Genomic DNA, 20,734 nt, shown 5'->3' on the forward strand with positions numbered 1-20,734 from the left:
ATGACTCAGTGCTTGGGGAGTAGGGACTTGGGGATGTAGGCGGCGACGAGCTTGTTGCCGTCCACTGCCTCGGCGATGACGAAGTCGACCGCGACGCTGCACAGGGCGTAGGCGTCGGCAGCGCTCAGGGCTCCCTTGGTGACCTCGCGCAGGTAGTTGATCGCTTCGGTCGCCGCCATCTGGAGTGCTGTGTCCAGGTCGGCGTTGATGCCCGTCGTCACCATGTGGTCAGGCAGTTCGGCCCGCGGGTAGACCAGGGACGCACCCTTGCGGACGGTGAACTGCGCGGTGAAGGACATCGAGTGCTCGATCGCGGTCTGGTCGATCTCGCCGTGCCCCTGCGCGCCGTGCGTGTCGCCGATGTAGAACTGCGCACCCGGCCGGAACACCGGCAGGAACAAGGTCGACCCGGCCGTCAGGTCCTTGATGTCCAGGTTGCCACCCCAGCGGTTCGGCGGGTTGGCGGAGACGAAGCCCGCATCGGCGGGCGGCGCGACCCCGGTGATCCCGGCGAACGGCTTGAACGGGATCCGGATCCCCGGCGCGAACTGGTAGTACTCGTTGTGCTTGTCGAGCGTGAGCAGCCGGGTGGACCGTTGGGCGAGCAGCCCGGACAGCACCCCGCTGCCGGGGCCGGTGCTGTTGATCCCGTACGGAACCCGCGGCGACAGGTCGAGGATCTTGATCTCGAGGACGTCACCAGGTTCGGCACCCTCGACGTACAGCGGACCGGTGAGGACGTGGCCGCTGGATCCCGGCGTGCGCGGGATGGTGGAGATGTCGATCAGTTCAGGCAGTACCTGGTCCGCCGGTACGCCGAGTGCCTCGAAGTACGCGACGGGACCGCCGACCGCCGAGGCGCCCGACTGGTTCACCGCGTTGATCTTGACGACTGTTCCGGACTTGACGGTGAGCACCGAGGGCCGGTCGATGGGGAACCAGCCCCACAACGAGTTCTCCTTGGTGGCCTGCAGTAGTACGTCGTACTTCGGCTTGCCGCCGCCGAAGCCGCGTGGAGCGGCGGCTGCGGCGCCTTCGGTACTGAGGGCGGTGCCGAGGGTGAGGCCGGCGCCGGCCGCGCCGGCTGCCTGCAGGATCCGGCGCCGGCTGAGGCGCGAACGGGCCTCGGTTGATTCGTTCCGGCCAGATGAGGTGGTCGGTTGCACAGATGACCTCCGTGTCAGTGGTTGGCAACGCCACCGAGCCTCGGGGGAGTTTGTTTCCTTCGTCAATGAATTAGATGTCAGATTTGTTAAATTGTTGAACAATCCGGCCATCGTGGTGGTGGGCTGGTCGTTGGCTGGCTGGCGAGCCGAGTGTCGGTGCTGCTGGGTAGGGTCATGGGTGTGAGCGAAGGTTTGTTCGATCTGCCGGGTGCGCCCGCCCCTGCCCGCGGGGGCGGCAGCCTGACTGACGTCGACCACAGTTCGGCCCCGTTGGCGGTGCGAATGCGACCGCGGAGTCTGGACGAACTGGTCGGGCAGCAGCACCTGTTGGCTCCGGGATCACCGCTTCGCCGGCTCGTCGAGGGCGACCAGCCGATGTCGTTGCTGCTCTGGGGTCCACCCGGCACCGGCAAGACCACGATCGCGGCCGTCGTGTCACATGCGACCAACCGCAAGTTCGTGGAGTTGTCCGCCGTCACGGCCGGCGTCAAGGAGGTCCGTCAGGTCATCGACGGCGCTCGTCGCGATCTGGCCCGCCCCGGCAAGACCGTCGAGACGGTTCTGTTCATCGACGAGGTCCACCGCTTCACCAAGGCCCAGCAGGACGCCCTGCTGCCCGGAGTGGAGAACCGCTGGGTCACGCTCGTCGCAGCGACGACTGAGAACCCGTTCTTCTCCGTCATCTCCCCGCTGCTGTCGCGATCCCTGCTGCTGACCCTGGAATCACTGACCGACGACGACATCGCAGTACTGCTCGATCGGGCGCTGACGGACGAGCGCGGCTTGAACGGCGAGTTCGAGCTTGCCGCCGACGCGAAGGACCACCTGCTCCGGATGGCTGGGGGAGATGCCCGGCGGGCGCTGACTTATCTGGAGGCCGCCGCGGGCGGTGCCCGGGCGAAACAGGCTGAGGCGGCAGACCGCAGTACGGACGGGCCGGCGGTGATCGACCTGAAGACGCTGGAGACCGCAGTCGACCGGGCGGCCGTGCGATACGACCGGGCCGGCGACCAGCACTACGACGTGGCGTCCGCACTGATCAAGTCCATCCGCGGCTCGGACGTCGACGCCGCGATGCACTACCTGGCCCGGATGATCGAGGCCGGCGAGGACCCCCGGTTCATCGCGCGCCGCTTGGTGATCTCGGCCAGCGAGGACATCGGCATGGGCGACCCGACCGCGCTCGGCGTGGCCGTCGCCGCCGCGGACGCGGTCCAGCTGATCGGCATGCCCGAGGCCCGGATCAACCTGGCCCAGGCCGTCGTCGCGCTGGCCCTGGCGCCGAAGTCGAACGCGGTGATCATGGCGATCGACTCCGCCATCGCGGACGTGAAGGCGGGCAAGGTCGGCCCGGTCCCACCCCACCTGCGCGACGCCCACTACGCGGGCGCGAAGAAGCTCGGCCACGGCTCGTCGTACCAGTACTCCCACAACGACCCCCGCGGCGTGGTCCCCCAGCAGTACGCCCCGGACGTCGTCGACGACGCGGAGTACTACAAGCCCACCCGCCGCGGCGGTGAGGCCGCGTACGCCGACCGCCTCGCCAACATCCGCAAGATCCTCAAGAACCGCTGAGCCGATGAACCGGCGGCCGACCTTGCCAAGATCCTGAAGGACCGCTGAGCCGATGAACCGTGGGCCGACCTCGCCAAGTTTCCTGAAGGACCGCTGAGCCGATGAACCGGCGGCCGACCTCGCCAAGATCCTGAAAGACCGCTGAACCCATGAACCGTGCCGCAGAGCACGTCGAGGCGTTCAAGCCTCGCCGTGACCACCGGTGACTGGACCAGCTTCGCCGCCCGCTTCGCCGAAGACGCCCGGATGTCGTTCCCCGGCCTCCCGATCGGCCCGTACGACGGCCGCGCGGCGATCGCCAAGGCATACCAGGACAACCCTCCGACCGAAACCATGACCATCCTGTCCGGCGACGATCACAAGGTCCGCTTCCGCTGGTCCAGCGGCAACACCGGCACCATGCACCTCACCTGGACCCCCACCGCCCACCTATCCACCCTCACCATCACCTTCGACTGACCCCACCCCTCGGCTGGGCTTGCCCCGACTTACCAGGGCTGGAGCGGACACTTGGCCCGCGCTGATCGGTGCTCTGCCCGCGTGGACCGCCCGGCGTAAACCTACTCGTCGGTCCTCGGGCGCGAGCTGGGTCTCGGGCAGCGCGTGCTCGGTGGTGATCGGCTCATCGAGTGTGGCCACCGTTCCGTTGGAGAGCGCTTACCGGCAGCAAGGTGGTCACACTCGACGGCACGGTCCTCACGGTCGGCGGCAATTCCCGCATTCGGCGGCAATTCCCCACTCGGCGGGAAATCGTCGCACTCGGCGGGAAATCCCACGCTCGGCGGCGGTGTCGTGGCCTGCTGGGGCTTCGCGGTGATCCCTCTCGTCGACTGTGCGCAACGTGCCGTTGGAAAGCCTTTACCGACGGCACGGTGCCCTCAGTCGGCGGCAAAGTCCTCACGCTCGGCGGCGGGTGCGGCGGGGTGGGGGTGCGGGGACGTCGGGTGGGGGTGCGGGGACGTCGGGTGGGGGTGCGGGGACGTGGGGTGGGGGCGATGTGGGGGTGGGGGACGTGGGCATGCGGGATGTGGGGGTGGGGGACGTGGGCATGCGGGATGTGGGGGTGGGGGACGTGGGCATGCGGGATGTGGGGGTGGGGGACGTGGGCATGCGGGATGTGGGGGTGGGGGACGTGGGCATGGGAGCACAGTGGCTTCAGTCGAAGGGCTCCATGTGGATAACGGGCGGCCTAGGGGCGCAAAGAACGTCAGAGTGGGGGGATGAGGGTTGATGGGCGGGCGGTGGCTCGGCGGCGGCGGGACTTGGTGGACAGCGGGGTGACTCGGGCGCAGTTGGAGTCGGGCGAGTGGACGTCTCCCCACTTCGGGTATCACCGGTCGGCGCAGGTGAATGACCCGATCCGGCAGCGCATCGTCGACGTGGTCGCGGTCGGGCCGGAGGATGGTGTGGTGGGCGGGTGGGCCGCGGCTTATCTGCAAGGCGTGGCCTATCTGGATGGGGGCTGGGGGCACCCAGGTCCTGGGCGAACCGGTGAGCCGGTGCTCCTGGTGGTTCCTCCGCAGAGGGTGGTCAAGCGCCCGGGCATCGTCACGTTGCGGGCGACCTTGGAGCCTGGCGATGTCGTCGAACCGCAAGGAATCCGCTGCACGTCGGGGGCCAGGACGGCGTACGACATGCTCAGGTTGGCCGGCGATCTCACCGAGGCGGTGGTAGCGGGTGACTGCTTGCTGCACGCGGGAATCACCGGCGCCGGAGCCATCTCGGCGTACGAAGCAGATCATCCCCGTCGACGAGGCGTCCGTCAGTTGCGGGCGGCGCTGCCACTTCTTGACCCCGGCGCCGCTTCGCCACCCGAGAGTCGGCTGAGATTGCTCTGCCGGGAAGCCGGACTCCCGCCCCTGCTCGTCAACGTGCCCGTCTTCGATCTGGCCGGAGATTTCCTCGGCATCGTCGATCTCCTGGAGCCGTTCGCCGGTCTCGGGCTCGAGTACGACGGGGCGCATCATCGAGAGCTCGGCCGGCACACCGCGGACAACCGGCGGGAGGAAGGGCTGGAGGCGAACGGGCTCGCGATCGTCCGGGTGACGTCGTTGGACCTCGAGGACGAGCGGGCCACGATCGGGCGGATCCAGGGGGCTCACCGGAGGCGGTTGTTCCGGGACCGCGCGGCCGAGACGTGGACCTGTCGGCCGCGGCTCGCGGGAGTTGGTGGGGGACTGTGATCTGGGGGATGGTGTCCTGTGGGAAGCCCGGGGAAGCCGCGCGATAAAGTCGGGCGGTCCACGAGGTGACAACGGAAGGTGGATCGTTCCATGAGCGTCGGTGAAGTCGCGGGGCTGATCGCAGCCTGTGCGCTGCTCATCCTGGTAGGTCTGCTGGCCTATCCGATCCTGAAGCTCGGCAAGGTGCTCGACGAGACCCGGATCATGGTCAAGGGTGTCTCGGACTCGAGCATCCCGCTGCTCGGTGAGGTGACCACCACCGTGGCGACCACGAATGCCCAGTTGGCAAAGGTGGACACCATCACGGACAACGCCACCACCGTGACGACCAACGCGGCCGCTCTCGCGTCCTTGTTCGCGGCGACCGCGGGCGGGCCGCTGGTGAAGGCGGCCGCTTTCACCTACGGCGTGCGCCACGCGCTCGGCGAGAGCCAGCGCAAGAACGTGTCGCGCCGGGTGAAGGAAGAGATGAAGGCCGAGCGCAGGGCGAAGAAGCGCGGTGACGTTCTGTGAAGCGGATCGTTTGGTTCATCATCGGCACCCTCGTCGGGGTCTACGTGGTGACCCGGCTGAAGCGGCGGGCCCAGGCGCTGGCGCCGGAGAGTCTGCAGGCCTCGGCCGAGAAGATGGCCGGCGCGATCCGGCACTTCGGCGACGAGGTCCGGGCCGGGATGGCCGAGCGGGAGACCGAACTGCGCGACGCGCTCGGCATTGATACGGCTACAGACACAGCGACAACTCAGACACAGCGTGAGGACTACCGGTAACACCCATGGAAACCAGTGAGATCAGGCGGCGGTTCCTGCAGTACTTCGAGGACCGCGGTCACACGGTGGTCCCGAGCGCGCCGCTGCCGGCCAGCGACCCGAATCTGCTGTTCGTGCCGGCCGGCATGGTCCCGTTCGTGCCGTACTTCGTCGGCCAGCAGACTCCGCCCTTCCCGCGCGCGACGAGCGTGCAGAAGTGCGTCCGGACCCTCGATATCGAGGAGGTCGGCAAGACCACCCGGCACGGCACGTTCTTCCAGATGAACGGCAACTTCTCGTTCGGCGACTACTTCAAGGACCAGGCCGTCCAGTACGCCTGGGACCTGGTCACCAAGCCGCAGAGTGAGGGTGGCTACGGCTTCGACGAGTCGGTCCTCTACGCCTCGGTGTACTACGAGGACGACGAGGCGATCGACATCTGGAAGCGGGTCGCCGGGCTGCCCGACGACCGGATCGTCCGGCTCGGGATGAAGGACAACTTCTGGTCGATGGGCGTGCCGGGTCCGTGCGGCCCGTGCTCGGAGATCCTGATCGACCGCGGCCCGGAGTTCGGCGCCGAGCGGGACTGGGAGGCGGGCGACCGCTACCTGGAGTTCTGGAACCTGGTGTTCATGCAGAACATCCGTGGTGAGGGCCCGGGCAAGGAGGGTTACCCGATCCTCGGCGAGCTGCCGAAGAAGAACATCGACACCGGCCTCGGCCTCGAGCGCGTCGCGTACCTGCTGCAGGGCGTCGACAACATGTACGAGATCGACGAGGTCTACCCGGTCATCGAGAAGGCGTCGGAGCTGAGCGGCCGCAAGTACGGCGCCGATCCGATCGACGACGTCCGGTTCCGCGTGGTCGCCGACCACGTTCGCAGCGCGCTGATGATCATCGGCGACGGCGTCACCCCCGGCAACGAGCAGCGCGGCTATGTACTGCGCCGCCTGCTGCGCCGGGCGGTCCGCTCGATGCGCCTGCTCGGCTACGAGGACCCCAGCCTGGTGGAACTGCTGCCGACCAGCCTCGAGCAGATGAAGAAGTCGTACCCCGAGCTGGAGGCCGACTTCGGCCGGATCAGCCAGATCGCGTACGCCGAGGAGGAGGCCTTCCGCCGTACGCTGACCGCCGGGACCTCCATCTTCGACCTGGCCGTGAAGAACGTGCAGTCGCAGGGAGCAGCGCAGCTCGCGGGCGCGCAGGCGTTCCAGTTGCACGACACCTACGGGTTCCCGATCGACCTCACCGTCGAGATGGCCGCCGAGCAGGGTCTGCGGGTGGACACCGAGGGCTTCAAGACGCTGATGACCGAGCAGCGCGAGCGGGCCAAGGCCGACGCGCGGGCCAAGAAGGCCGGCCACGCGGACACCTCCGGCTACCGGGAGCTGCGCGAGAAGGGCGTCACCGAGTTCACCGGTTACCAGGAGCTCTCGACCGACTCCCAGGTCCGCGGCCTCCTGCGGGACGGCGTCGTGGCGTCGGCCGCGGAGCAAGGTGAGACGGTCGAGGTCGTGCTCGAGAAGACCCCGTTCTACGCGGAGTCGGGTGGCCAGATCGCCGACGAGGGCCTGATCGTCGCCGACGGCGCGAAGCTGCAGGTGCTGGACGTGCAGCGCCCGGTCAAGGGTCTGATCGTGCACAAGGTGAAGGTGCTCGAAGGTGTCGTCCAGCCGGGTCTCGACGTGCACGCGCAGGTCGACCACGAGTGGCGGGTCTCGGCCTGCCAGGCGCACTCCGGCACGCACGTCATCCACGCGGCGCTGCGGCAGGTGCTCGGCCCGAACGCGTTGCAGAGCGGTTCGTACAACAAGCCCGGCTACCTGCGGCTCGACTTCGCCTGGTCGTCGGCGCTGGACCAGGCGACCCGGAGCGAGATCGAGGAGGTCGCGAACCTCGCGGTGCGCCAGGACCTGCCCGTCTCCGCGCAGTACATGACGCTTCCGGAGGCTCGCGAGTGGGGCGCGCTGGCGCTGTTCGGCGAGACGTACGACGAGCAGGTCCGCGTCGTCGAGATCGGCGGCCCGTGGTCGCGTGAGCTCTGCGGTGGGACGCACGTCAAGCACTCGTCGCAGGTCGGCGCGCTGACCGTGACCAGCGAGTCGTCGGTCGGTGCGGGTGTTCGCCGGCTCGAGGCGTTCGTCGGCATGGAGGCGCTGCACCACCTCGGCAAGGAGCGGGCGCTGGTGCGACTGCTGAGCGAGTCGCTGAAGGCTCGCCCGGAGGAACTGCCGGCCAGGATCGCGGATCTTTCCGAGCGGTTGCGTGCTGCCGAGAAGGAGCTCGAGAAGGTCCGGGCTGGCCAGGTGCTGGCCGCGGCCGCGGAGCTGGCGTCGAAGCCGAAGGACGTCTTCGGGGTCGCGTACGTCGGCCACCGGGCTCCCGACGGCGTGAACGGTGGAGACCTGCGCAAGCTCGCCCTCGACGTACGGGGCCGGATGCCGGCTGACCGTCCGGCGGTGGTCGCCGTCCTGAGCGTGAACGACGGCAAACCGGCCGTGGTGGTCGCCCTGAACGACACCGCCCGCGAGTGGGGGCTGAAGGCAGGCGACCTGGTCCGGATCGCGGCCGAGCAGCTCGGCGGCCGTGGCGGCGGCAAGGACGATGTGGCCCAGGGTGGCGGAACCGATGCGGCAGGTGTCGACGGGGCGCTCGCCGCGGTCGAACATGCCATCGGCCAATCGGTGACCGGCTGACCATGATGCGACCGACGTGCCCCCTGTGCGAGGCAGACTGATGCGCCGGGGGGTGCGGCTCGCGCTCGACATCGGGGACGCCAGGATCGGCGTCGCGACAAGCGACCCCCACGGCATTCTCGCGACGCCGGTGGAGACGGTGCGACGCGGCCCGGGCGATCTTGACCGGATCGCTAGTCTCGTGTCCGAACTCGACGCGTTCGAGATCGTGATCGGCCTGCCGCGCTCGCTGTCGGGCGGTGAAGGGCCGGCCGCGGTCAAGATTCGCGACACGGCGGAGCAGGTCAGGGTGAAGGTGCAGGCAGGGAACTCGGGAACGGCGGTACGGCTGGTGGACGAGCGGTTCACCACGGTCACGGCCGAGCGGATGCTCCGGGAACGTGGGAAGAAGGGCTCCAAGCGGCGGGCTGTGGTCGACCAGGCCGCCGCGGTCGTGATTCTGCAACATGCGCTCGACTTCGAGCGTGAGACCGGCAACCCACCGGGGAGGCCCCTGTGAACGGAACATCGGTGGACCAAGACCTGAACGAGGGCGACGACCTGCACGAGAATCTGGGCCTCCGCCCGGAGAGCAGGGTCGACCGCCGGGCGAACCGGCGCAAGGCCCGGACCCGGCGCGGGTTCGGCTGCTTCGCCGGGCTGATCTCGCTGATGGTCGTCGGCGCCCTGATCACCGGTCTGGTGGTCGGCTTCGGCAAGGGCCGTGACGCGCTGGAGAAGCTCTTCTCAGCTCCCGACTACACCGGCGCCGGGACCACCGCGGTGACGGTCGAGATCACCAAGGGGCAGAGCGCGCAGGCGATCGCCGACACGCTGGAGAAGAAGGGCGTGGTCAAGAGCGCCCGGGCCTTCGAGCGGGTCGCGCGGGACGATCAGCGCTCCCGCCAGATCCAGGCCGCGACGTACACCCTGAAGAAGGAGATGTCGGCGAAGGCGGCGCTGGAACTGCTGCTGGACCCGGCCAAGTCGGTCCTGGTCACCCGGATCAGCCTCCCCGCGGGCCGGACCAAGGCCGAGATCATCGACCTCCTGCAGAAGTCGAAGGCGGCCAAGTTGCCGCCGGGTTCCGCGGCGGCCGCGATTGCGAAGCCCTGGTCGCTGGGGATCCCGGCGTACGCGAACAGCAACCCGGAGGGCTTCCTCTACCCGGGGACCTACGACATCCCGAAGAACGCCACGGCGTACTCGATCCTGAAGATGATGACGGCGCAGTTCGCGAAGACGTCCGCGGAGTTGAAGCTGCCGCAGACCGCGCAGCGCAAGAAGCTCGACCCCTACCAGGCGGTGATCGTGGCGAGCATCATCTCCGCGGAGACGAACCGGCCGGAGGACTATCCGAAGGTCGCCCGGGTGATCTACAACCGGCTGCAGAAGGGCATGCGGCTGCAGATGGACTCCACGATCCACTACGTCACGGGCCGCAACGGCGGCGTCTTCACCACGGCCGCCCAGCGCAGCATCGATTCGCCGTACAACACCTACAAGTACCGCGGGTTGCCGCCGACGCCGATCAACTCGCCGAGCCGGGACACCCTGCGGGCAGCGCTGAACGCCACGCCGGGCTCATGGCTGTACTTCACGCTCGTCAACCTCGACACCGGTGAGACCGCGTTCGCCTCGAGCCCCGATGAGCACCAGAGGAACGTGCAGAAGTTGCAAGCGTGGTGCGCGGCTCACACCGGTCGTTGCTGATGACTCGTTGTGCCGTGCTCGGCCAGCCGATCGCCCACTCGTTGTCGCCTGCCATGCATCGCGCCGCGTACGCCGAGCTCGGGCTGGACTGGCAGTACGAGGCGCACGAGGTCGGCGAGGCCGAGCTCAGGGGATTCCTGAGCACGCTCGGCGATGACTTCCGCGGGTTGTCCCTGACGATGCCGCTGAAGCGCGTCGCGCTGGAGTTGGTGGACACGGTGGATCCGGTCGCGGAGCTGATCGGTGCGGCGAACACGATGCTGTTCGAGCCCGACGGGACCCGTTCCGCGCACAACACCGACGTACCGGGGCTGATCGCGGCGTTCGGCGAGCGCGGGATCACCACGGCCGATACCGCGGTCGTTCTGGGGGGTGGGGCGACGGCGGCATCCACCCTTGCGGCTTTGCGGGGTCTCGGCGTCAGCGAGGTGACGGTCGTCGTACGGGAGGTAGCGAGGGCAGAACGGCTGCGGGATCTTGCCGCCGAGCTGGGGCTGAAGACGTCCGTCGCGGACTTCGGGCAGGTCGAGCAGATCGGCGGTTTCGACCTGTGCGTTTCGACGCTGCCGGGTGGTGCTGTCGATCCGTGGGCCGAGCACTTCGCGGCCGTCGCGCCGGTGGTCTTCGATGTCGCCTATCACCCGTGGCCGACGCAACTCGCGATCGCGGCGCACCGGATCGGTACAGAGCTGTTGAACGGCCTTGATCTCCTCGTGCATCAGGCGACCCTCCAGGTGGAGATGATGACAGGTAGGTCGCCCGCGCCCCTGGCGGCGATGAGGTCCGCCGCGCGTGAGGAGCTCGACGATCGTGAGCCAGCTTGACCGCCGCACACTTCTGAAGGCCGGCAGCGCCCTGGCGGCCGTCGGTCTGACCGGCTGTTCCGACTCGAAGCCCGCGAACGCCGGTCCTGAGGGCTTGATGGTGGCGGCACCGGATTGGAACGGGTTCCGGCGCGGGTTGAACGGCAAGCTCTACCGGCCGGGCGAGACCGGCTACGACGCCGCACACCAGATCTTCAACCCCCGATTCGATTCGATCCGGCCGGCCGGCGTGGTCCGGATCTCCACGGTGGACGATGTCCGCGAGTCGATCCTGTTCGCGCGGAAGAACAAGCTGGTCTGTGTCCCCAAGGGTGGCGGCCACTCCTATGTCGGTGCTTCCACGGTCAGCAACGGGCTCGTGGTCGATGTCGGTGCGGCGCGCAGCATCAGTTACGCCGACAACGTGGTCACTGTCGGAGCCGGCGCGAAGCTGTACGACGTCCACGCTTTCCTCGACAAGTACGGCAGATCCCTGCCGACCGGAACGTGTCCCACGGTCGGCATCGCAGGGCTGGCCCTTGGTGGTGGCATGGGCGTGCACACCCGGTCCTACGGGCTGACGTGTGATCGGGTGCTGTCGATGCAGGTGGTCACCGCCGACGGTGTGTTCCGCACGGTCAGTCCGACCCAGGAGCCCGAGTTGTTCTGGGCGCTGCGGGGTGGAGGCGGCGGGAACCTCGGGATCGTGACGTCGTTCCGGCTGGCGACGATCGGGGCAGGCAAGCTCGGTTTCTTCCGGCTGAGCTGGCCTGAGGCGAAGGCCGCGGCTGTACTGCGGGGCTGGCAGCGGTTCGCTCACGACGCACCGGCGACGGCCTGGGCCAACCTGCACATCGATGCCCAGAGCAACGGAACGGTGTCGGTCCACGCGGTCGGGGTGTCCACCACGGGATCGGCCGCTGCCGCCGCCGCGCAACTGGAGTCGTTCGTCGGCTCGAAGGCGACCGGCCGTTCGATCACAGTGAAGACGCACCTGGAAGCCGTGAAGTATCTGGGCGGCGGCACGACCAGTCCGCGGACCGGGTTCCTGGCCGGCTCCGACGTACTGCGGGGTCCGATGGACGCGGCCACCATCAATGGGTTGATCGGCGCTGTGAAGGCTGCCGCACGCGCGAAGGTGGTTGGGTCGGCGATCCTCGATCCGCTGGGTGGACAAGCCGCGAAGCAGCCTGCGGGTGGTGCCGCGTGGCCGTGGCGGTCCGCGCTCGGCGTGATCCAGTGGTACTCCGGGCTCGCCCCGCATCCGTCGTCGACGGCACTCCGGGCCGCGCAGAACTTCCTCACGTCAGGGCACCACGCGGTCGCCAAAGCGTCGGCTGGGGGATACGTGAACTACGTCGAGGCCGGTCGGTCGGTCAACTCCTACTACGGCGGCAGCCTGACCCGGCTGCGCGCGGCGAAGAAGAAGTACGACCCGACCAACTTCTTCCACACCTCCTACACCTTCTCCTGAGCTGGCGAGCCGGGCAGTTGGTCGACCAGCCTGCTCGGGGTGGCGCGTTGTCCACAGGGTGTCGGTGGGGTGGTCCGGGATCGTCTAGGCTCCTGGATCGTGCCGGCTGACAACGCGTTGCTCGCCGCGGCCGCCGGAGTGGTGCTCTGCGGACCCGCGGCCTTCGTGCTCGGCCCGTGGCTGATGCGGCGGATCCCCGAACCCGAGCTGGACGAAGGCGAGACCAAAACCCCGTACGCCGAGCTCGCCACGCGCGGCGCGGCGTACTGGTGTGGCGCGGCTGCGGCGGTCGCCGGTGGTCTACTCAGGTGGAGTCTGGGGACCTCGGCGGGGCTCGTCGCTTGGTTGCTGCTGGCTGTCGTCGGCGCCGTGCTGGGGTATATCGACACCCACACGAGGTACTTGCCGTCGGCGATCATCTGGCCGTCGTACCTGGCTGTCGGCGCGGCGCTGGTGATCGGCGCCGCGGTGTCGGGGGAGTGGGGATCGCTGCGGCGCGCCGCGATCGCCGGGGTGATCGGGTTCGGCGTGTTCTACCTGCTGTGGTTCGTGTTTCCGCGGGGGGTCGGGTTCGGCGACGTACGGCTGTCGGGCTTGCTCAGCATGGCGCTGGGGTGGCTCGGCTGGGGGCAGCTCATCACCGGTCTGTACGGCGGGTTCTTCCTCGGCGCGGTGCTGGGGATCGTGCTGACGCTGGCGAAGGTGTTCAAACGCAGGCAGATGTTCCCGTTCGGGCCGTTCATGCTCGTCGGCGCCCTGGTCGGCGCACTCGTGGGCAACGCGCTGGAGCAGCTCTACCTGCACTGAAACGGCCGTGACGGTCACCCGGGCGGTTCGCCAGCCGGCTAGCGGGTTCTTCGCCCGCTAGCGCCGAATGAACCCGTTATCGGTCGAAATCCCGCCAGCGGCCGGCTGGGATGCCGGCGTACTGAGACTGCCAGCGAGTTCGTGGGGGGAGCGTGAAAGAATCACGGCATGCTGCGCTGGCTCACCGCCGGCGAGTCGCACGGACAAGCGCTCGTCGCCGTACTCGAAGGTCTTCCCGCAGGCGTCCAGGTCACCACTGATGATGTGGCCGACGCCCTCGCCCGTCGTCGTCTCGGCTACGGCCGCGGCGCCCGGATGAAGTTCGAGCGGGACGAGGTGACGTTCATCGGTGGTTTCCGGCACGGGCTGTCGCTCGGTAGCCCGGTCGCCATCCAGGTCGGCAACACCGAGTGGCCCAAGTGGGAGCAGGTGATGTCCGCCGATCCGGTCGATCCCGACGTGCTCGCGGACCTGGCCCGGAATGCGCCGTTGACCCGGCCGCGACCCGGTCACGCCGACCTCGCGGGCATGCAGAAGTACGGCTTCGACGAGGCCCGGCCAGTGCTCGAACGCGCCAGCGCCCGGGAGACCGCGGCTAGGGTAGCGCTCGGCGAGGTGGCGGCCAGGTTCCTGAGGCAGGCGTACGGCGTGACGATCGTGAGCCACGTGGTCGAGATCGGGACGGTGAAGGCGCCCTACGGGTCGATCCCGACGTTCGAGGACGTCGCCCGGCTGGACGAGGACCCGGTGCGCTGCCTGGACGCGCACGCGAGCAAGGCGATGGTGGCCGAGATCGACACCGCACAGAAGGCCGGTGACACCCTCGGCGGCGTGGTCGAGGTGGTCGTCGACGGTCTGCCGCCGGGCCTCGGCAGCTACGTGCACTGGGACCGCCGGCTCGACTCCAAGTTGGCCGGCGCGCTGATGGGCATCCAGGCGATCAAGGGTGTCGAACTCGGCGACGGCTTCGAACTGGCCCGTACTCCGGGGTCGCAGGCGCACGACGAGATCGTCGTGGACAACGGTGAGGTACGCCGTACCAGCGGCCGGTCGGGTGGCACCGAGGGCGGCATGAGCACGGGCGAGACCCTGCGCGTCCGCGCGGCGATGAAGCCGATCGCCACGGTGCCGAGAGCGCTGCGCACGATCGACACCGCGACAGGCGAGGCGGCTTCGGCGCATCACCAGCGCTCGGACGTCTGCGCAGTACCGGCCGCCGGGATCGTCGCGGAGGCGATGGTCGCGCTCGTCCTGGCGGATGCGTCGATCGAGAAGTTCGGCGGGGACTCGGTGGCCGAGACCTCGCGCAACCACAAGGCGTACCTGGCCGGCCTGCCGAGCACGATCGCCGCGCGCGAGTGGGACCAGTGAGCCCGGTCGTCGTCCTGGTCGGCCCGCCTGGTTCGGGCAAGTCGACCATCGCCGCGTTGCTGGCTTCGCGCTTGGGGAAGACCCACCGCGACACCGACACGGACGTGGAGAACGAGGCGGGCAAGCCGATCTCGGACATCTTCGTCGACTCCGGCGAGGCCGCCTTCCGCAGTCTCGAGCGGGCTGCCATCGTTGCCGCACTGCAGGACGAGGGTGCCGTGCTGTCGCTGGGCGGTGGCGCGATCCTCGATGCCGACACCCGGGCGGATCTTGCCGGGCACAACGTGGTCTTCCTTGACGTCTCGCTCAGTGAAGCGGCCAAGCGCGTCGGCCTCGGCGTCGCCAGGCCGCTGCTGCTCGGGAACGTCCGGACCCAGCTCAGGAACCTGATGGAGGCCCGCCGGCCCCTGTACGCCGAGGTCGCCAAGCTGACGGTGGACACCGACGGACGCGCGCCGGAGGACCTCGCCGCCGAGATCGTGGAGCACCTCGGATGACCGCCGAACCTCGCCGGATCCGCGTCGAGGCGGCCGCGCCGTACGACGTTGTGATCGGCAACAATCTGCTCGGTGAACTGCCCGGGTTGCTCGGGGACGCGGTGCAGCGGGTCGCGGTGATTCACCCGCGGGCGTTGCGGACCAGCGGCGACGCGATCCGGGACGACCTGACCGCGGGCGGTTTCACCGCACACGCGATCGAGATCCCGGACGCCGAGGAAGCCAAGTCCGCAGAGGTTCTCGCGTACTGCTGGTCGGTCCTCGGGCAGGCGGGGTTCACCCGGTCCGACGCGATCGTGTCCATCGGCGGCGGGACGACGACAGACCTCGCCGGCTTCGTCGCCGCCACCTGGTTGCGGGGCGTGAAGGTCGTGCACATTCCGACCACCTTGCTCGGCATGGTGGATGCGGCTGTCGGTGGGAAGACAGGGATCAACACCGCCGAAGGAAAGAACCTGGTCGGCGCGTTCTGGGAACCGGCCGGGGTGCTGTGCGATCTCGCCGCGCTGGAGACCCTGCCGCGGCACGATTACGTGAGCGGTCTGGCGGAAGTCGTGAAGTGCGGCTTCATCGCGGATCCGGTGATCCTCGACCTGGTGGAGAAGGACCCGGCCGGCGCGTCCAGCCCGGCGTACGAGCACACCGAGGAACTGATCGCCCGGGCCATCCAGGTGAAGGCCGATACGGTCGGCGCCGACCTGCGAGAGCGGACCACCGCGGCCGGGGGACCGATCGGGCGGGAAGCGTTGAACTACGGGCACACGCTCGGCCATGCGATCGAGCGGCTGGAGCGGTACAAGTGGCGCCACGGTGCCGCGATCAGCATCGGCATGGTCTTCGTGGCGGAGCTCGCCCGGGCCGCGGGCAAGCTGGACGATGCCACCGCGGACCGGCATCGCGCTGTGCTGGAATCGCTCGGGCTGCCGGTTTCCTACCGGGCGGATGCGTGGCCGCAGTTGCAGGACGCGATGAAGCTGGACAAGAAGACCCGGGCCGATCGGCTTCGTTTCGTCGTACTGGACGGTCTGGCCAAGCCGTCCATCCTCGAAGCCCCCGACCCGAGCCTCCTCATCGCCGCCTACGCCGAGATCAGCGGCTGAGGAGTCATCGCTTGGGCACCGGCAGGCTCACGTGTCCGAATTTGCCGTCGGCTGGGACACGCGGCTCGACAGTGGTGCTCTGAACCTCAGTAGTGCCTTTGCCGTTGCTGTCGAGCTGTTGCGTCTCGAGCTGGACCTTGTCGCCGATCGCGAGGGCCGCCTGGTTCCAGGCGCGGATGTAGGCGAACCCGTCGACGACCTTGGTGGTGAACCACGGGCTGGCCTTGCCCTTGAGAATCAGGCGTTGCCGCACGGCGGCCACCTCGGGACCAACCACGATCCACCTGTCGGTGACGAGCTTGTCCGGCTTGTTGTCGAGCACGATAGTGCCGGCCATGCCTCCGCCGGTGCCGTGGATCCCCTGCTTGCTGGTGGCGAACGTCGCCCAGTCGTAGCCGAACGTGGTGCTACCGTCCGGCCGCTTCTTGGTCACCTGGCCGACGCACCCGTAGGTCTTGCCGCCGGACTTGACCACGACGGTCTTGTCCGTGGCCTTCGGGTCCCAGCCGCTGCGGACCACGGTCGGGTGCAGGATCGCGTTGACCTTCGCATGGCCGTCGGGCCAGTTGGACGGCAGCCGGTCAGGAGATTTCCAGGGGTCCGTGGCGCCGATCATCAGGGCGCAGGCCTTGCCGAACTCGGACGCCTGCGCCGGGGTGAGCCTGCCCGCGTCGATCGACTGACCCAACCCGGCGGGTGTGCCGGCGGTGTGTTTCGTTGCCCCGGTCTGCGACTGGCCGGCAGGGCCCGTGCCGTCGTCGGACTTCATCAGGGCGGGCACCGTCAGTACGCCGCCTGCGATCACGGCGATCGACGCCGCGGCCGCGACCGGCATCAGCCAGCCCCTCCTTGCCGGAGCGGAGTCCGCTGCGAGGACGCGATCGAGGATGACTTGTTTGTCGGGGAGCGGTCGCTCCGCCGGGAGTTGCTTGATCATCTGAGACCCTCCGTGCTGCCGAGATCGATGAGGCCGGCCAGGCGCGCCCGCGCTCTGGCCAGCCGGGACTTGACGGTGCCTTCCGGTACGCCGAGCACGCGGGCGGCTTCGGCGATCGAGCACTCCGACCAGACGACGAGCTCGACCGCCTCGCGCTGTTTGGCGGGGATCCGGTCGAGGAGCCTGCGGAGGTCGCTCATCGCGCGTTGGTCGTCCACCTTCGCGGCCGCCGTCGCGGAGTGATCGGGCATCGTGCGTGCCTGGTCGACCAGCTCGATCCGGTCCGCGAGTGCCGCCTGCCGCCGGGAGGAGCGCAGTACGTTGCCGCACTCGTGCCCGGCCATGACAAGCAGCAGCGGCCGGGCGCTGTCCAGCGTCAACTGGTCGATCCGCCCGGCGCGGGCGCGTCGCCAGACCGCCGTGAACGTCGCTTGGACGATATCCTCGGCGCTCGACCACGACGAAGTCCTACGGAACGCGAAGTTGTAGACCGCGTCGCTGTGCCGATGGAAGAGATCTGCCAGGGCTTGCTCGTCGGCGTCCCGAAGTCGTTCCCACACGTCGCGGTCGTTGCCGACCGTTTGCCCGGGGCTGACTTCCATTCGCCGCATCCCTACTGTCGCCGCTCTTGTGCTCACACCCGGAAGAGTCCGGCAGGTCCTGCGCGGGTTCCGCTACCGTCGGCCCCGTTCTGCCGGCAGCGGGTCTGCACAAGTGTGGGACGGGCGGAGGTCAGAGGGGTGCGGCGACGTGGGCGGGCGGGGGCCCTAAGGTGGGGATGTGACGGATGTGGCTGGTGGGCGGCGGGTATTGGTGCTGAACGGACCGAATCTGGGTCGGCTCGGTTCGCGGGAGCCGGACGTGTATGGCGCGACGACGTTCGCGGACCTGGTGGCCGACTGCGAGAAGACGGGCGCCGACCTAGGGCTCGAGGTCGAGGTCCGGCAGACAGACGACGAGGCGGAACTGGTCGGCTGGCTGCATGAAGCCGCCGACAACAAGACACCGGTGGTGCTGAATCCAGCAGCTTTCACGCACTACTCGTACGCCCTGCGCGACGCCTGCGCCCAGCGCACCGCCCCGCTGATCGAGATCCACATCAGCAACCCGGCCGCGCGCGAGGAGTTCCGCCACACGAGCGTCGTCGCAGCTGTCGCCACCGGCACCATCGCCGGCTTCGGCCTCGACTCCTACCGCCTGGCCCTCCGCGCCCTCACCACCCTGAACGCCGGCTAGCGCCCGCGCAGGACGCCTGCCGACGCCTTCGAGACCTCCGTGACGAGGCAGACTGGCCCTCATGACTGCCGCAGACAACGAACGGTACGCCGGGACGTTGCGCGCGACACTCACCGAGCAATTGGTTGCCCAGGGCTCCATCACCGATGAGCGAGTGGCAGCCGCCTTCCGGGTTGTACCGCGGCACGAGTTCGTTCCACTGGTGCCCTTGGAAGTCGCGTACGCCGACGACGTCGTCCTGATGAAGCGCGACGATTCCGGGGTCGCGATCAGTTCGGTGTCGCAGCCGGCGGTGATGGCGGTGATGCTCGAGCAGGCCGACATCCGGTCCGGACATCGAGTCCTGGAGATCGGCTCCGGCGGCTACAACGCTGCCCTGCTGAGCGAATTGGTCGGGCCCGGGGGAGAGGTCACGACGATCGACATCGATGCCGATGTCATCGACCGAGCCCGGCAGGGGTTGGCCGCCGCGGGATACGACAACGTGCGGGTCGTGCAGGCCGACGGTGAGTTCGGATCGCCGGAGAGCGCTCCCTATGACCGGATCCTGGTGACGGTGACGGCCTGGGATATCGCGTCTGCCTGGATGGACCAATTGGCCGAGCACGGGCGCATCGTCGTACCGCTGCGGTTGCGTGGTCAGACCCGCTCGATCGCTCTTGACCGGACGACGGGCGGCTCGTTGCGGAGCCGGTCGATGGCGTTGTGCGGGTTCGTCTGCATGCAAGGTGCCGGGGCGGGTTGCGAGCGGCTGGTGGGGATGCACCAGGACCAGGTGAGCCTTCGCTTCGACACGGACCAGGAGGTGGTGGAGCCGCCGGAGGAAGTCCTGAAGCTGCCGAGGGTCGTCGTCTGGTCGGGTGTCCTGGTGAACCGCGAGGAACCGCTCTCTGACCTGAACCTCTGGCTCGCGGCGAGTCGGCCGGGCTACTGCATCCTGGCCGCCCAACGATCTGCGGTGAAGAAGGGCCTGGTGTCCGCGATACCGAGCTGGGGCACGTCGGCGACTATTGCCGACGACACCCTCACCTATCTGACCTCGCGTCGGACTGCCGACGAAGAGGTTGTCGAGCTGGGCGCGACCTCCCACGGAGCAGCCGCCGCCGAGCATGCCGAGAGCTTGGCCGGAGAGATCCGGCGCTGGAATCACGACTACCGCCAGGGCCCGGACCCGGTCCTCCACGTCCACCCCGCCGACACCCCCGCCACCCGACTCCCGCCCGGCTTCCACCTCACCAGACCCCACACCCACCTGACCTTCACCTGGCCCTAGCCGCGGCCGACTGAGGCGGGTCGACTGGGCCGGTTACCTGGGCCGGTTATCTGGGCCGTTTCCTGGGCCGGTTACCTGGGCCGGTTACCTGGGCTCCGCCGGGGGTGGAGTGGGGCGGCCGTTGTTCTGGACGGTCTGCCAGAGCTCGTCGATGTCGGAGCGGTCGTCCTGGTCGGGCTTGTCGACCCAGCCACTGGCCCAGACGTTCTCGTCCGGGTCGGTGTTGAAGACGGATTCGGCGAACGCGGCCGACCCGACGTACCGGGTCTCGGCTTCCTCGGGATCGGCCGGGGGAGCGCTCTCCCGGCGCTCTGAGGCGTTCCCGTCGGCGGAGCGGGGTGCCGGGCTGGTACTGCGGGGTGCCTGGCCGGGGCCGGCGACCAGGGCGCGGGCGTAGCTCTGGGCCTCGATGATGCCCATGTCCTGCTCGTCGCAGAGCAGCCGGACGGCGGCGACCTCGCTGCCTTTCGACATCAGTTCGCGGACGCGGTTGTCGATGTCGCCGCTGGGCGGTTTGCTCTGCTGCGGGCGGTGGGCTGCGCCTCGGTCGGGCTGCTGAGCTTGGTAAGACGGTGACCAGGTCGACGCCTGTGGCATCTGGAACTGCCCGGGGTGGAACTGCGGCGGCTGGAATTGGGGCTGCGGTAGCTCCGGCGGCTGGAACTGCCCGGGCGGGGTGTACTGAGTCGCAATACCCGCATACTGCCCCGGAACCTGCTGCCCCGGAACGCCGTACTGGCCCTGCTGGGCGGAGCCGGTTGCGTTCTGGCCGGCCTGCATCCGCTGCTGAAGCATCCCGGCCAGCTGAGCCGAGCTCTGCGCCCGCCCCAGCGGCTGCCCCGGCACCGAACCCTGCTGCCCCGCGCCTGCCTGCCCAGGGAACGTCTGGCCCGGCACCGGCGGTCCGGAGGTCGGCTGGGTGAACTGGCCCTGGAACTGGGTGGGCTGGTTACCGCGCTGCTGCGCCTGCATCCGCTCGACCAGCCGCTGGATCTTGGGGTTCGGATTCGTGCTGTTCCGCGCGACGGACCGGTCGTTCACCTTCTTGATGATGAGGCTGACGATCACGAGCACCAGGGGAATGAGGACTTCCATCGCATGCCTCCCGAGGGTCCCGTGAGGAACCTGCCTGACGTCGGGCCGAAGCCCCTGCAGTTCAGGGTAGAGGCCGCCGGGGT

At 68.8% G+C, this 20,734-nt stretch carries 20 protein-coding genes; 16 read left to right on the plus strand and 4 right to left on the minus strand.

The genetic code is table 11. The annotated features are described in order from the left end of the window. Positions 1 to 5: 5 nt before the first annotated feature. Positions 6 to 1,166 carry an acetamidase/formamidase family protein gene (locus ABD210_RS19585; protein WP_344113186.1) on the minus strand — a complete coding sequence of 387 codons (1,161 nt, stop codon included), beginning with the start codon at positions 1,164 to 1,166 and terminating at the stop codon, positions 6 to 8. Between the two features lie 180 nt (positions 1,167 to 1,346). On the opposite strand from ABD210_RS19585, the gene ABD210_RS19590 reads away from it, so the two are divergent. The 14 genes from ABD210_RS19590 to aroB all read left to right on the plus strand — a co-directional run bounded on the left by ABD210_RS19590 (position 1,347) and on the right by aroB (position 16,110). Further along, positions 1,347 to 2,741, plus strand: coding sequence for a replication-associated recombination protein A (locus ABD210_RS19590; RefSeq protein WP_425552689.1), 1,395 nt, complete (start codon positions 1,347 to 1,349; stop codon positions 2,739 to 2,741). Positions 2,742 to 2,933: 192 nt separating this feature from the next. After that, entirely contained in the window at positions 2,934 to 3,200 is a 267-nt protein-coding gene (locus ABD210_RS19595) for a nuclear transport factor 2 family protein (protein WP_344113188.1), read from the plus strand. A gap of 761 nt (positions 3,201 to 3,961) precedes the next feature. Further along, entirely contained in the window at positions 3,962 to 4,924 is a 963-nt protein-coding gene (locus ABD210_RS19600; protein ID WP_344113190.1) for a hypothetical protein, read from the plus strand. Between the two features lie 90 nt (positions 4,925 to 5,014). Further along, entirely contained in the window at positions 5,015 to 5,437 is a 423-nt protein-coding gene (locus ABD210_RS19605) for a DUF948 domain-containing protein (protein WP_344113192.1), read from the plus strand. Continuing rightward, positions 5,434 to 5,691 (plus strand): DUF6167 family protein, encoded by a 258-nt coding sequence (locus tag ABD210_RS19610; protein WP_344113193.1) that lies wholly within the window; start codon positions 5,434 to 5,436, stop codon positions 5,689 to 5,691. The genes ABD210_RS19605 and ABD210_RS19610 overlap by 4 nt, the downstream gene beginning before the upstream one ends. 5 nt (positions 5,692 to 5,696) lie before the next feature. Continuing rightward, on the plus strand, positions 5,697 to 8,366 hold the full coding sequence (alaS, locus tag ABD210_RS19615) for an alanine--tRNA ligase (protein ID WP_344113195.1): 2,670 nt from the start codon (positions 5,697 to 5,699) through the stop codon (positions 8,364 to 8,366). Between the two features lie 40 nt (positions 8,367 to 8,406). Beyond that, positions 8,407 to 8,865: a Holliday junction resolvase RuvX gene (ruvX, locus tag ABD210_RS19620; protein WP_344113198.1), complete on the plus strand. Its 459-nt coding sequence runs from the start codon at positions 8,407 to 8,409 to the stop codon at positions 8,863 to 8,865. Beyond that, positions 8,862 to 10,058, plus strand: coding sequence for an endolytic transglycosylase MltG (gene mltG / locus ABD210_RS19625; protein WP_344113199.1), 1,197 nt, complete (start codon positions 8,862 to 8,864; stop codon positions 10,056 to 10,058). The genes ruvX and mltG overlap by 4 nt, the downstream gene beginning before the upstream one ends. After that, a complete protein-coding gene (locus ABD210_RS19630) occupies positions 10,058 to 10,882 on the plus strand; it encodes a shikimate dehydrogenase (RefSeq protein WP_344113200.1) in 825 nt (274 codons plus the stop codon). The genes mltG and ABD210_RS19630 overlap by 1 nt, the downstream gene beginning before the upstream one ends. After that, on the plus strand, positions 10,869 to 12,335 hold the full coding sequence (locus ABD210_RS19635) for an FAD-binding oxidoreductase (RefSeq protein WP_344113201.1): 1,467 nt from the start codon (positions 10,869 to 10,871) through the stop codon (positions 12,333 to 12,335). The genes ABD210_RS19630 and ABD210_RS19635 overlap by 14 nt, the downstream gene beginning before the upstream one ends. A 99-nt stretch (positions 12,336 to 12,434) precedes the next feature. Continuing rightward, positions 12,435 to 13,142, plus strand: coding sequence for a prepilin peptidase (locus tag ABD210_RS19640; protein ID WP_344113203.1), 708 nt, complete (start codon positions 12,435 to 12,437; stop codon positions 13,140 to 13,142). 168 nt (positions 13,143 to 13,310) lie between these two features. After that, entirely contained in the window at positions 13,311 to 14,513 is a 1,203-nt protein-coding gene (gene aroC, locus ABD210_RS19645) for a chorismate synthase (protein ID WP_344113205.1), read from the plus strand. Further along, positions 14,510 to 15,010, plus strand: a complete 501-nt coding sequence (locus tag ABD210_RS19650; RefSeq protein ID WP_344113206.1) for a shikimate kinase — start codon at positions 14,510 to 14,512, stop codon at positions 15,008 to 15,010. Before aroC ends, ABD210_RS19650 begins: the two co-directional genes overlap by 4 nt. Continuing rightward, positions 15,007 to 16,110 carry a 3-dehydroquinate synthase gene (aroB, locus tag ABD210_RS19655; protein WP_344113207.1) on the plus strand — a complete coding sequence of 368 codons (1,104 nt, stop codon included), beginning with the start codon at positions 15,007 to 15,009 and terminating at the stop codon, positions 16,108 to 16,110. The genes ABD210_RS19650 and aroB overlap by 4 nt, the downstream gene beginning before the upstream one ends. 4 nt (positions 16,111 to 16,114) lie before the next feature. Here the strand turns inward: aroB and ABD210_RS19660 are convergent, their stop codons facing one another. Together ABD210_RS19660 and ABD210_RS19665 are read right to left on the minus strand one after the other, a co-directional pair. Then, a complete protein-coding gene (locus ABD210_RS19660) occupies positions 16,115 to 17,047 on the minus strand; it encodes a hypothetical protein (protein WP_344113208.1) in 933 nt (310 codons plus the stop codon). Next, positions 17,044 to 17,649 (minus strand): RNA polymerase sigma factor, encoded by a 606-nt coding sequence (locus ABD210_RS19665; RefSeq protein WP_344113210.1) that lies wholly within the window; start codon positions 17,647 to 17,649, stop codon positions 17,044 to 17,046. The genes ABD210_RS19660 and ABD210_RS19665 overlap by 4 nt, the downstream gene beginning before the upstream one ends. Before the next feature lie 187 nt (positions 17,650 to 17,836). Between ABD210_RS19665 and aroQ the strand changes: the two genes are divergently transcribed. Together aroQ and fxlM are read left to right on the plus strand one after the other, a co-directional pair. Beyond that, positions 17,837 to 18,283, plus strand: coding sequence for a type II 3-dehydroquinate dehydratase (gene aroQ, locus ABD210_RS19670; RefSeq protein ID WP_344114123.1), 447 nt, complete (start codon positions 17,837 to 17,839; stop codon positions 18,281 to 18,283). 61 nt (positions 18,284 to 18,344) lie between these two features. Beyond that, complete coding sequence (gene fxlM / locus ABD210_RS19675; protein WP_344113212.1) at positions 18,345 to 19,556, plus strand: methyltransferase, FxLD system; 1,212 nt, start codon at positions 18,345 to 18,347, stop codon at positions 19,554 to 19,556. Positions 19,557 to 19,640: 84 nt separating this feature from the next. Here the strand turns inward: fxlM and ABD210_RS19680 are convergent, their stop codons facing one another. Further along, positions 19,641 to 20,651, minus strand: coding sequence for a polyadenylate binding domain-containing protein (locus ABD210_RS19680; protein ID WP_344113214.1), 1,011 nt, complete (start codon positions 20,649 to 20,651; stop codon positions 19,641 to 19,643). Positions 20,652 to 20,734 lie beyond the last annotated feature (83 nt).

The organism is Kribbella alba (assembly GCF_039529635.1).
GTDB classification, from domain to species: domain Bacteria; phylum Actinomycetota; class Actinomycetes; order Propionibacteriales; family Kribbellaceae; genus Kribbella; species Kribbella alba.

Excerpts from the sequence above, each read along its gene's own strand:
- ABD210_RS19600 (WP_344113190.1), top strand. The coding sequence starts at position 3,962 with ATGAGGGTTGATGGGCGGGCGGTGGCTCGGCGGCGGCGGGACTTGGTG.
- ABD210_RS19605 (WP_344113192.1), top strand. The coding sequence starts at position 5,015 with ATGAGCGTCGGTGAAGTCGCGGGGCTGATCGCAGCCTGTGCGCTGCTC.
- alaS (WP_344113195.1), top strand. The coding sequence starts at position 5,697 with ATGGAAACCAGTGAGATCAGGCGGCGGTTCCTGCAGTACTTCGAGGAC.
- ruvX (WP_344113198.1), top strand. The coding sequence starts at position 8,407 with ATGCGCCGGGGGGTGCGGCTCGCGCTCGACATCGGGGACGCCAGGATC.
- ABD210_RS19630 (WP_344113200.1), top strand. The coding sequence starts at position 10,058 with ATGACTCGTTGTGCCGTGCTCGGCCAGCCGATCGCCCACTCGTTGTCG.
- aroC (WP_344113205.1), top strand. The coding sequence starts at position 13,311 with ATGCTGCGCTGGCTCACCGCCGGCGAGTCGCACGGACAAGCGCTCGTC.
- aroB (WP_344113207.1), top strand. The coding sequence starts at position 15,007 with ATGACCGCCGAACCTCGCCGGATCCGCGTCGAGGCGGCCGCGCCGTAC.
- ABD210_RS19660 (WP_344113208.1), bottom strand. The coding sequence starts at position 17,047 with ATGATCAAGCAACTCCCGGCGGAGCGACCGCTCCCCGACAAACAAGTC.
- ABD210_RS19665 (WP_344113210.1), bottom strand. The coding sequence starts at position 17,649 with ATGGAAGTCAGCCCCGGGCAAACGGTCGGCAACGACCGCGACGTGTGG.
- fxlM (WP_344113212.1), top strand. The coding sequence starts at position 18,345 with ATGACTGCCGCAGACAACGAACGGTACGCCGGGACGTTGCGCGCGACA.
- ABD210_RS19680 (WP_344113214.1), bottom strand. The coding sequence starts at position 20,651 with ATGGAAGTCCTCATTCCCCTGGTGCTCGTGATCGTCAGCCTCATCATC.